The sequence below is a fragment of the Herpetosiphon sp. NSE202 genome (assembly GCF_042688385.1).
Classification (GTDB): domain Bacteria; phylum Chloroflexota; class Chloroflexia; order Chloroflexales; family Herpetosiphonaceae; genus Herpetosiphon.
Map to the genome: position 1 here is coordinate 174,370 of NZ_JBHUPY010000006.1, position 11,291 is coordinate 185,660.

Genomic DNA, 11,291 nt, shown 5'->3' on the forward strand with positions numbered 1-11,291 from the left:
AGGGGTCGACGGCAGGGACTGGGGATCAGTTCCGTACAGTTCCAACCACTGTTGCATAACCCACCAATTGTTCCGCTAGCCAAGAGCCAAAAGCCCAGAGTCTCATCCGCTTCGTGCTCTTCGTGCGCTTCGTGGATCAAAAATAATCTATGTTCTATGCTCTATGCTCTATGCTCTATGCTACCCATGCTCATCGCAGCCCAACGAGTTGCAATCGGCGGCCAAGGCGCAACCAACCAAGTGACGCAACGATTTCGGTGCTTGTGCTTGCTGAACAAAACTAAACTGTTGCGGCAACATCCGGCGTAAGGCTTGATGATCGGCTGGTGGAATTGGCGCACCGAGTAGTTCGCGGAGCCAGTGAGCGCCAGCCCAAAGCGCTTGGGCACGCTCTGACTGCTGGTTGAGCGCACTCCAAACCGCCAAGCCTTCGATTGAAGCCGCCACACCTTCGCGGTCGCCAACGCGATAGAGCGTGGCAAGGCTTTCATGCAACAGCTGTTGAGCATCAGCATAGCGTTTTTGGGCTAAGGCAACCCGCGCGAGAAAGGTTTGGCTTCGCGCAACTGCTGGCCAGTTGCCCAACGGCTCAAGCATGGCGATGCTCTGTTCGAGCCATTGCTGGGCTTCATGATCGTCGCCATAGATCAAGAGCGCTCGGCCATAGAAGCTCATTGCTGTGCCAATGCCGCTTTTGCTGCCAAGCTCTTGATAAAAGCTGAGGCTTTCGGCCAACAAGGCCAAAGCGCTGCGCGAGCCATGTTGCACCAGTTGGCTCATGCCCAAATGGCGCAAACTGCTGGCTAAGCCATAGCGATCATCAAGCATTTTGAGCAAAGGCAAGCTTTCTTGCAAGGCCTGAATTGCCTCGACGTAGCGGCCTTGCCAATAGGCCACCATGCCAATGTTGGTCAAGGCGTGGGCAATTGCCTTTGGTTGATGTTCTCTGCGTGGCTCAACCAGCACTTCGCCAAATGCCCGATTGGCCGCCGCATAATCATCTTGGATAAATGCCAGTACGCCAGCGCCAAGGCGCACTTTATCGCGAATTGCCAGCGGAATGCTGGTTGGTTGCAGCTGTTGGATTTTGGCCAGCCACTCGCGGCCTTCGCTGATCTGGCCTTGCTCGTGCCAAAAGCGCCAAAAGCTCGCGCCTAATTGCCAGACCGCCAAGGCATTATCTTGCTGAATGCCCCATGCGAGAATGCTGCGAATCGTGGGCAATTCGCGTTCAAGCCGTTTGATCCAGCCGGTGTGGTTGCTGACCAAGAAGGCTTGCTCTGCTTGTTGCATCAACTCAACATAATAATCGAGTAATTGTTGTTGTAGCCAATGAGCCTCGCCTTTGGGCAATTTGCTTAGGCTATATTCGCGAATTGTGTCGAGCATGGCAAACCAGCTTAGGCCATCGCTGCTGGTTTCGCGTTGCAACAAACTGGCATTAACCAAGTGGTGCAAGCCGCGTTCGATCCTGCTTGGCTCATCGTTGGGCCACAAGGCTTGGGCCGCATCGCGGGTAAAACTGCCAGCAAACAAGCCAATGCCTTGGAAAATGGTTTGCTCGTAGCTGCCAAGCAGTTCGTAGCTCCAATCGATTGCACCGCGCAAGGAATGTTGGCGTGGCGTGCGATCAGGGCTGTTGTGCTGGAGAAAATCAAGCCGCTGATTGAGCCGTTGCAGCATCACCTGCGGTGGATAGAATTTGCTATGCACCGCCGCCAACTCAATTGCCAAGGCCAAACCATCGAGCCGCACACAAATTTCGGCTACGATGGCAGCGTTTTCAGCGTTTAAGCGAAACTGGCTATCAACCGCTTGCGCACGCTGGACAAAGAGTTGAATTGCGGGGCTAGCTGCAATTTGCTCGAATTCAGGGCTTTGTTGTAAATCGGGCAAGCCCAGCGGCGGCAACACAAACTCATATTCGCCATAAATGCCCAACACAATGCGGCTAGTAACCACAATTTTTAAATTTGGGCAATGCTGGAGCAATTGGCTAACTTGCGGCGCTGCGGCCAGCACTTGCTCAAAATTATCTAAAATGAGCAGCATGGTTTGGTTGCCAACCCAATCTTGCAAGCGTTCAAGCGACTCATCATCGCCATGGTCGCGTAAGCCGGCGGCACGGGCAAGGGTTGCCGCCACCAAACTCGGGTCATTAACCGTATCGAGCGCCACAAAAACTACTGGAATTTGTTGCGTTTGGTGCATGGTTTGGGCGATATAGCTAGCAAGGCTCGTCTTGCCTGAACCGCCCATGCCCGTAATCGTGATCAGCCGTGCCTCTGGTTTGGCCAACAATGCTTGGAGCGTGGTTAACTCATGCTGGCGGCCAATTAGGGCGGCAATGGGATAGGGCAAGCGTAAATGGGCAAGGCTCAATGGATTGGCTACTGGCGCATAACTAGGGGCTTCGATGCGCGCAAAGCGATAGCCAATTCCCGATTCGGAGTGAATTAACTGCGGCTTGGTTGGGTCGTCTTCGAGCTTGGCTCGCAAGCGTCGCATATAGGCGTGCAAATAGGCGCGATCTTCGCTATAGCTTTTGCCCCAAACCTGTTGCAACAGCATGCGGTGGGTCAATACTTGACCATGATATTGAATAAATAATTTGAGCAAGGCCCATTCGGTTTTGGTCAGATGCACCAGCTCGCCATGTTTGCGCACCTGCTGATCCTGCCAATTGATCAGCAACGAGCCGCATTCGGTATAGTTGGGCTGTTGTTGCAAGGTTGTTTGTTGGCTGCGGCGCAATAATGCGCGCACGCGGGCCAAAAATTCGCTTTCGTGAAACGGCGTAATGACATAATCATCAATGCCTTGATCGAGCGCAATCCCGCGCATATAGGCATCGCTGCTGGCCCCAACCATCAGCAATGGCACGCTCGAATGCTCACGCAAACTACGGCAAAATTCTAACGCATCGTGGTCGGGCATCCACTGATCGATCACCACCAGATCGAAGGCTTCTTGCTCGACTAAAGCTTGAGCCTCGTGAATGCTGGTGCTGCGCACAACCTGAAAACTAGCGGTTTTTAATACCCGCACAATCAAGGCTTGCAAGGCGCGATCTGGCTGAATCACTAAGATCGTAGGCTGTTGCGTCATGGAACCTCCTAGTGGCTCGTTGCTCCTTGAAGGCTTCTTAAGATGTTTTTTAGAAATATACCAAGTTTTTTAGAATTTTTTAAGAAGCGTTGTATATAGTATACCTACGAAAAGCGCTTTTCGACAATCATGCAACAGTCCCATTCCCGATCTTTTTTGGTGTCATTCACAAGGAAGGATAGCGATTATGCACAAGCGATGGGCATTTTGGTTCAGCGGCCTAACTATAGCCTTAGTGGCGTTTGCAAGTTTCGGCCCCTTGGCACGCGGCGTAGCAGCTCGCACATGGGCAACCGTCAGCAATGGCAACACTGGCGATAACGTCTACACTGTGCAAGCAATGTTGAAGCAACGTGGCTATAGCTTGACGGTCGATGGCGATTTCGGCCCAGGCACCTTGTCGGCAGTCAAGAGCTTTCAATCGAGCAAAGGCTTGAGCGCTGATGGCGTGGTTGGCCCAAACACCTGGGAACAATTGGTGGTTGTTGTGCGCTCAGGCGATAACAATATCGTTGTTAATGCTTTGCAACGCCAATTGCGCAAACACGGCCACTCATTGACGGTTGATGGCGATTTTGGCGCTGGCACCTTGTCGGCAGTCAAGAGCTTCCAATCAAGCAAAGGCTTAGGCGCAGATGGCATCGTTGGTGCTGATACCTGGGCTGCCTTGACTGGCAATGCCAGCGGTGGCGGTGGCTCAACCCGCGCCGATTTGGCTCGCACCATCCGCGATAGCAGCCGCATCGCTTTGGCAACCATCCACACCTCAGGCGTTTCCGATAGCGCAACCGCCCGCCAAAACATTGTTGATACTGCTAATGGTGGCGCAGCTCGCCGCAGCAGCTATGGCAATGCTCCAGGTGGCTCGGTCTACCTCGCTACCTCACTCTTGAACGGCATGATCACCCTCTCACAATCGTGGAGCTACTCGGTCAGCGAAATTGCTGGCGGCTCGCACAGCGCAACCTCACGTCACTATGCTGGCGTTGCTGTCGATGTCAACGTCATCAACGGCTCACACGTTAGCGCATCACACCCCAACCAACAATCATTCCGCAACAAATGCGCAAACCTCGGCGCAACCGAAGTGCTCGGCCCCGGCGATTCCGGCCACAGCACCCACATTCACTGCGCTTGGCCGCGCCCATAATCGACCTTGCCTGCAAGCCTCACGTTGTCTAACGTGGGGCTTGTTTTTTGAACAAAGGAAAGCCCTGTAATGAAGAAAATTTCGCGCCGAATGTTTGGCAAGTTATCCATGGGCGTAGCTATGAGTGTGGTCGTTGGCGGGACGGAATTGCGTTTGTTGCGCTCGGCCCACGCCGTCGTGCCAACCCCAGCCATCGATGGCACTGCTGCTTGGGGTTCTGCCGCAGCCAAAGAGCCAATTAATGTGCTCAATCAAAAGCCAATTGGCATCGTCGTTCACCACACCACCAACCTCAACACGAACGATTTTACCCGCAATAAGGCTTGGCAAGTGGCGCGCCAAATTCAACAAAGCCACTTCAATCGCGGCTGGATCGATACTGGCCAGCAATTTACGATTAGCCGTGGTGGCTGGATTATGGAAGGCCGCCATCAAAGCCTCAGCATTTTGCAGGGCGGTACAAAACATGTGCAGGGCGCGCACGTCGATGGCCATAATGAAACCCATATTGGCATCGAATGCGAAGGCTTGTATATGAACGTCACGCCCAGCCTGCCGTTGTGGAATAAACTGGTAGCCTTGATTGCCTATATTTGCCAGCAATATGGCCTTACTGCCAACGATATTGTGGGCCACCGCGATTTGGATAGCACCAGCTGCCCAGGTGATACGCTGTATAGTTTGTTGCCTCAATTGCGCACCGCCGTCGATACGACGCTCAATGGTGGGGCGGTTGGCCGCATGTGGCCGATTTTGCGCCGCAATACGCCAGCGACTGGCCTTGCCAAAACCATGCAATATCTCTTGCGGGCGCGGGGCGCGACGATTACCGCCGATGGTGCGTTTGGCCCAGGCACCGAAACCGCCGTCAAAACCTTCCAAACCGCCAATGGCCTCACCGCCGATGGGATTGTTGGGGCGGCGACATGGGAAAAACTGATTATGACCGTGCGCTTGAACGATACTGGCGAGGCCGTCAAAGCCTTGCAAAATCAACTGAGCGTGCAAAATTATCCAACCACGATTGATGGCAGCTTTGGCACCGGCGTAAATACCTTGGTGCGCGCCTTCCAAACGAATCGCCAATTGACGGTTGATGGCGTAGTTGGCATGAATAGCTGGAATAACTTAGCGATGTAGTGAGGTTGCTTCATGAAAGCTCTCGTTTGGCGAATCGCCAGTTGTACATTAATTCTTGGCATTATGCTGAGTTCGATCAACACGGCGCAGGCATTTTCAGCGGCATTTTTTCACACTGTTAGCAAGGGCAATCGCGGCAGCGATGTCAAGGCAATGCAATATTTGCTCAATATCGGTGCCGATGGCGTATTTGGCTCAGGTACCGAAAGCTCGGTCAAGAGCTTTCAATCCAGCAAAGGCCTTGGAGCCGATGGCATCGTTGGCCCAAATACGTGGGGCGCGTTGGTCGTCACCGTGCGCCGTGGCGATAATGTCAACGCCGTCAAAGCTGTACAAACCTTGTTGAACGCCAAACGCAATGCAGGCCTGACGGTCGATGGCGATTTTGGCGCAGGCACCGAAAGCGCTGTCAAGAGTTTTCAGAGCCACGCTGGCTTGAGCGCCGATGGCGTGGTTGGCCCAACAACTTGGAAAAATTTGATTTGGCACTATGAATATGCCGATATGAGCGCCAACATCTGCGATAAAGATCCCGATGGCAATGGCAATGCCAACTGGGGCGTAGCCTCAACCGTGGCCCAACTCGAAGAAGCAAGCAGTAATTTTGCCAGCTTTGGCAAGGGCAAAGTGCCACTTGGCGATATTAGCTTCGAGCATGGCGGCGATATTCCAGGCCATGCTTCGCACGAAACTGGGCTTGATGTGGATATTTGGCCAATTCGCAGCGATAGCAATCAATGCTCTGGCAGCCGCATCACATGGCAATCAAGCACCTACGATCGGGCCGCAACCCGCAATTTGGTCAAAGCGATTCGCGCCGCCGCCCCTGGCCAAATTACCGTGATCTACTTCAATGATCCAGTGTTGATTAGCGAAGGCTTGACGACCTCATATCCAAATCACGATAATCACTTACACATTCGCTATAAATAATTATTATTCGTCTGGCTTATAATCCGTCATGGCCGCTGCTGCAAAGCAGTGAGCCTGACGGATTCTAGGTATTTAGGGGAATTTAATCGCATGCGTTGGATTCTATTACTTGGCATTCTTGGCAGTTTAATCAGTTGTGGTTCGGTGAAATCAACTGCTGTGCCAACCATTGACCCGAAATATTGGTTGATGAGCTATGTGCAGGAGCCGTTGACCGAGGCGAATTTGATCGTCCGTGATTTTGCTCAAAACCAACAAACAATTGGCACGGCGGTGAATAGTCCAGCCTGTTTCAGTCAAGGGCGCTTGATTTACACAACGAAGCTGAGCGGCACGAATCGCTTGCTCGCAAGTGATTTGAATACGCGTCAAACTCAAACCTTGGTTGATGATCCTGCGGCGGTGTTGAGCCAAGCCACCTGCCATCCAGTTAACGATCAAGTGCTCTATTTGCGTTCACCGTTGGAGTTGATTGATGACGAACCTGCGCCGCCCAGCATTTGGCAAATTGGCGCGAGTGCGAGCCAACCCCAAAGCTTGGATGCTGCTCAAACTCCAGCCTTGAACCAACAATGGTCGCCTGATGGCAAGTGGCTGATCTATGAATTGGCTGATCGTCCTAATTTAGTCTTGCATGCCGCGACAGGCGAGACCCGCGAACTAACCTTCACTGGTACGTTTAGCTGGCAGCCCGATAGCCAAGCGCTGATTATTGCTCAATTGACCGAGCCAGCAGCAGGGCGTTTTGGCCGTTTGGTGCGCTACGATCTAGCGACTGAGCAAATACAGGTGGTTTTAGAAAGCCCTGATGCTGATGTTTACTACCCGCGACTGGCTCCTGATGGCCAGCAATTAGCCTATATTCGTCGCCCGTTGGGAGCCGAAGTTGGCGAACTCTGGCTGCTGAAGTTCAACAATCCCCTAGAACCACTCCAGCTGACTGATGATTCACGCTACGATAATTTCGACCCGCAATGGTCACCAGAGGGCCAAGAATTGATCTGGAGCAGACTCGACCCACAGCAAGCGCGCTATTCGATTTGGTATCAAGTTCCTGAGATTACGACTCCTATCCAGCTTGCTGATGATGCGATTTGGCCGCGCTGGTTGCCCTAAAACACAATGCAGCAGGTTTTGCCTGCTGCATTGGTGATCGTGTGTCGAAAATTATAGCTTATTGTTTGATGATGCGGTTTTCGACATTGGCATTGACTGGTTGCGCCAATTTTTCGATGTAGCGCACGAGGCCATCGAGGTCGGTTGGGCCAACTTCGCGGTTGGTGCCTTGTTTGAGCACCACGAAGCCGTCGCCGCCATCGGCCAAGAAGCTATTGACGGTGATGGTATAGCTTGCAGCTTTATCCAAGGCTTTGCCATCGCTGCCACGAACTTCTAACACCTTTTGGCCAATTGGGTTGGCATCAGTCCAGGTGTAGCTCAAGCCTGAAATTTGCAGGATGCGCGCGCGGACTGTGCCATCGCTTTGGGTTTGCCATTGTTGGTTAAGCAAGGTGTAGATGTCATTGCCGCTAACCGTCATCTTAACCAAATCATTGCTGAATGGTTGAATTGCATACAACTCGCCCCAGGTGATTTCGCCAGCATCGAGTGGTGCGCGAATGCCACCAGGATTCATGAAGGCAAATTGGGTGCTCATGGTGTTGCGTTGGGCATCGGCAATCAAGTTGCCCAAGGCCGATTCGCCTGCATCGTTGGGAGTATTGTTGATGGCGATTGAGGCTGAGCCAACCACGCGGTTGACTTGTGGTGCAACTTGGTCTTCATATTTCTTGACCATCGCTGCAACTTCAGCATCTGGGGTCATGCCTTCGTGGAAGGTCGTGACGATCGTGGCTTTTTTGCCTACAATATCGCGCTTGGCGCGGTCAATCGTCAAATCAATATCAGCAAACGCGGTGCTATACGACAGCGCTTGGGTGATCAATTTGCCATCGACTTCGCCGCTGATTGAGGTGTGGGTGTGCGCGCTGACAATCACGTCAACATCATCATTCACATTATTGGCAATTTCGGCGATTGGGCCAGTAATTACGCCACTGGTAGCGTTTTGGGTGCCACCTTCGTGGGCTAAAACCACGATTGCATGCACGCCTTGGCCATTCAATTCGGTAACTGCTTGGTTGATTGCGGTTACTTCATCGATGAACTCAAGGTTCGCAACGCCCGAAGGAATTACGATTTCAGGCGTGTTTTTTAACACAACCCCAATAAAACCAATCCGTGCGCCATCGACATTGACAACGTGGTAGGCTGGCAAGATGGTTTTGTTGGTGCGTTTGTCAATCACGTTGGCAGCGATATAAGGATAGTTTGCACCATCCCAGCAGCCAGCGGTTGGGTGACAGCCACCGTCGATCAAGCGCATCAGTTCATCAACGCCTTCATCAAACTCGTGGTTACCAATTGTGCCAACGTTCACACCCAAGGTATTCAAGAATTCCATGGTTGGTTGATCTTGCAACAAGGCCGAGCTTGGTGGGCTTGCGCCGACCATATCGCCTGCTTGCACCGTCAAGGAGTAGCGGGCTTTAGCGCGAGCTTGTTTGATGTAGCTGCTCAAATAGGCAGCGCCACCAACATCTTTGTTGCTCACTTTGCGGCCAGTCGAGATTTGGCCATGGAAGTCGTTGATCGCCAACATTTTCAATTGCATTGGCACCAAGGTCACACCAAGTCGGGTTAGCAAGATTTGGTTCTTGCCATCTTTGGTGTGCCATTCCATGCGCGCGCGCTCGAAGTGTTGGGTTACGACTTTATCGCCATCGATATTGATTTCTTCTTGTGGATCAGAGAGTGGCAAGCCCCACAAAGCTAATGATTCGCCGTAGGTAATGCCATTTTCGCCCAAATCCAAGCCTTGCGAGTTCCAATATTTCAAGAACTCACCACAAACGCTGTGGCCAGTTTCGCTGAACAATTGGCAACCGTTGGCTTGCGGAGCGGTTGGGAAATCGCGCCAGACGCGGTTTTCGCGCAACAGCACTTCATCATTAATCCGTCCAAGCAAAATCGTAAATGGAGCTGGAGTTTCAGGGTGATATTCAAGCCGTTGGCGCTCGAAATATTGCACCAAGAACTTGCCTTCTGGCGTGACTTCTTCATAGGCTGCGGTTTGGGGATAGCCAAAAACGGGCAAGCCACCGTTCTTTTCCCAATAATCGCGGAACTCGGGAGCAATACATTCAACAACGCCTGGCTGGTCGAAACACAGCTTCTCGGCGGCTTTGGTTGGAGCAGCTTGGCCAATTGAGCCGGCCAACAGCGTCAAGCCAAGTAGGACCCCTACTTTGCTCTTCACGTTATGCCACATTGCAAAATCCATGAATTGTTTCTCCTGGACACACAGATCAAAGGGTATTATACGTCAAAAAAAACTAAATTTGGTTAAATTTAATTCAAATTTTGAGCCAATTTTATTAACAAAGCCAAAATAAGCTATATAGCTAGCAAATATATTGGCTCTATTTATTCTATAATTTATTGGGCACAATACTTAAGAATAAACTATTTGGGTATTTAGTTTAACTGCCTTCCCAAATTTGCTCACCATTCATAATTCGGCGCAGCTGCTCTGGAAAGCGTTGAAAATGGAGTGGTTTGGCCAGAAAACCATCAAAGCCAGCAGCGCGCATTTTGGCTACTTCTTGGGGTGCAGATTGGGCGCTGACTGCAATCACAATCGCATTACATAATTTTGGGTGGGCACGAATTTTGGGCAACAGCACATAGCCATTTTCCCGCGGCAGATTAATATCCAACAAAATTAAATTAATTGCAGGCACTGCATCATTTTCGAGGAAGGCAAACAGCTGCCGACCTGAGGGCCGCACATTACAATAGCGCACTTCTGGCATAACATTCAATAATTCAGTTAATACCAGCATATTATCAATATTATCTTCGACGATTAGCACAAATGCTTTGGTCATTTTTTGAATCAGCGACATACAATTAACTCCTTCGTGAGTCGATTAATTGATTGATAACCGGAAGTATTGACGTAAATCGTTGTCGCTGATCTGGGATATGGAATGAATAAAATGAGCACAACAATTGAAATTAGTGATGGCTGATTTTAGCCACGTTTGCGCGCCACAATCAACACATAGCGCACATATTCTGCATAAATTTTCTCAACCATCGGCCAGGTTTGTTCGATCATTGCCAACATTGGTGGTGGATACATCGCCTCCAGTTCGGCCCGTTTTTGCTCGATGCCAAGCTTGGTGTGGGCGAGCGTTTTGGCAATTCCTGCGGTCAAATCGATCAATTCAAGCTGTTCGAAGCCCGTTTGATCAAAAAGATCAAGGTAGCCCTGCTTGGTCGTCAGGGTATTGATCTGAAATGCAGGGTAAAAGATGTGTTTTTGTTCAAGGCTTAGTGGCTTGACTTCAACAATATCGGTCAGCACCAAATAGCTGCCAGTTTGCAACACGCGATTCGCCTCTTGTAAGACAGTCAGGCGGCTGGGCATATGGAAGATCGATTCGAAGGCCCATGCGGCATTGAAGAACCCATCAGCAAAGGGCAATGCCATGGCATTGCCCCAAGCAATCTGCACCTGATCCTGCATCTGCATGGCTTGAATGGTGGTTTGGGCTTCAGCAACTTGGCCGTGGGCAACAGTGATGCCATGCACGTGGCAATGTTTGGCGGCGGCCATGCGAATTGCTGGCAAGCCTGTGCCACAACCAAGATCAAGCATGTGTTGACCAGCGGCAATTGGCGTTTTCTCAATCATCAAATTGGTTAAATGCTCTTGGGCTTCAGGCAACGATAAATGTTCTAAGCCCGCTGGCCAATAGCCACCGTGAACACTATCACCCCAAATCAGCTTATAAAACGGCCCCATTGCGTCGTAATAGGCTTCGACATCGTTGATGCTTGGTGGGTTGGGTTCCGCTAGATCAGTTGCTAAGACTGTCATACACAATTCTCC

The 11,291-nt window shown here is 51.2% G+C and carries 8 protein-coding genes; 4 read left to right on the top strand and 4 right to left on the bottom strand.

The window, feature by feature from the left end; all coding sequences use genetic code 11:
* Positions 1-180: 180 nt before the first annotated feature.
* Positions 181-3,108: a winged helix-turn-helix domain-containing protein gene (locus tag ACFMKP_RS08715; protein WP_382290975.1), complete on the bottom strand. Its 2,928-nt coding sequence runs from the start codon at positions 3,106-3,108 to the stop codon at positions 181-183.
* Positions 3,109-3,295: 187 nt separating this feature from the next.
* On the opposite strand from ACFMKP_RS08715, the gene ACFMKP_RS08720 reads away from it, so the two are divergent.
* The 4 genes from ACFMKP_RS08720 (at position 3,296) to ACFMKP_RS08735 (ending at position 7,447) form a co-directional block, all read left to right on the top strand.
* The gene (locus ACFMKP_RS08720) at positions 3,296-4,258 is read left to right on the top strand and encodes a peptidoglycan-binding protein (protein WP_382290977.1); all 963 of its coding nucleotides are present in this window, start codon (positions 3,296-3,298) and stop codon (positions 4,256-4,258) included.
* A 69-nt stretch (positions 4,259-4,327) separates the two neighbouring features.
* Positions 4,328-5,398 carry an N-acetylmuramoyl-L-alanine amidase gene (locus ACFMKP_RS08725; RefSeq protein ID WP_382290979.1) on the top strand — a complete coding sequence of 357 codons (1,071 nt, stop codon included), beginning with the start codon at positions 4,328-4,330 and terminating at the stop codon, positions 5,396-5,398.
* A gap of 12 nt (positions 5,399-5,410) precedes the next feature.
* Complete coding sequence (locus tag ACFMKP_RS08730; RefSeq protein ID WP_382290981.1) at positions 5,411-6,331, top strand: penicillin-insensitive murein endopeptidase; 921 nt, start codon at positions 5,411-5,413, stop codon at positions 6,329-6,331.
* A 90-nt stretch (positions 6,332-6,421) separates the two neighbouring features.
* On the top strand, positions 6,422-7,447 hold the full coding sequence (locus ACFMKP_RS08735; RefSeq protein WP_382290983.1) for a hypothetical protein: 1,026 nt from the start codon (positions 6,422-6,424) through the stop codon (positions 7,445-7,447).
* Positions 7,448-7,505: 58 nt separating this feature from the next.
* On the opposite strand, the gene ACFMKP_RS08740 is transcribed toward ACFMKP_RS08735, so the two are convergent.
* The 3 genes from ACFMKP_RS08740 to ACFMKP_RS08750 form a co-directional block, all read right to left on the bottom strand.
* Complete coding sequence (locus tag ACFMKP_RS08740; protein WP_382290985.1) at positions 7,506-9,674, bottom strand: bifunctional metallophosphatase/5'-nucleotidase; 2,169 nt, start codon at positions 9,672-9,674, stop codon at positions 7,506-7,508.
* A 199-nt stretch (positions 9,675-9,873) separates the two neighbouring features.
* On the bottom strand, positions 9,874-10,299 hold the full coding sequence (locus ACFMKP_RS08745; protein ID WP_382290987.1) for a response regulator: 426 nt from the start codon (positions 10,297-10,299) through the stop codon (positions 9,874-9,876).
* Between the two features lie 128 nt (positions 10,300-10,427).
* Entirely contained in the window at positions 10,428-11,279 is an 852-nt protein-coding gene (locus tag ACFMKP_RS08750) for an SAM-dependent methyltransferase (RefSeq protein WP_382290989.1), read from the bottom strand.
* Positions 11,280-11,291: the final 12 nt, after the last annotated feature.

Excerpts from the sequence above, each read along its gene's own strand:
- ACFMKP_RS08730 (WP_382290981.1), top strand. The coding sequence starts at position 5,411 with ATGAAAGCTCTCGTTTGGCGAATCGCCAGTTGTACATTAATTCTTGGC.
- ACFMKP_RS08720 (WP_382290977.1), top strand. The coding sequence starts at position 3,296 with ATGCACAAGCGATGGGCATTTTGGTTCAGCGGCCTAACTATAGCCTTA.
- ACFMKP_RS08740 (WP_382290985.1), bottom strand. The coding sequence starts at position 9,674 with ATGGATTTTGCAATGTGGCATAACGTGAAGAGCAAAGTAGGGGTCCTA.
- ACFMKP_RS08745 (WP_382290987.1), bottom strand. The coding sequence starts at position 10,299 with ATGTCGCTGATTCAAAAAATGACCAAAGCATTTGTGCTAATCGTCGAA.
- ACFMKP_RS08750 (WP_382290989.1), bottom strand. The coding sequence starts at position 11,279 with ATGACAGTCTTAGCAACTGATCTAGCGGAACCCAACCCACCAAGCATC.
- ACFMKP_RS08715 (WP_382290975.1), bottom strand. The coding sequence starts at position 3,108 with ATGACGCAACAGCCTACGATCTTAGTGATTCAGCCAGATCGCGCCTTG.
- ACFMKP_RS08735 (WP_382290983.1), top strand. The coding sequence starts at position 6,422 with ATGCGTTGGATTCTATTACTTGGCATTCTTGGCAGTTTAATCAGTTGT.
- ACFMKP_RS08725 (WP_382290979.1), top strand. The coding sequence starts at position 4,328 with ATGAAGAAAATTTCGCGCCGAATGTTTGGCAAGTTATCCATGGGCGTA.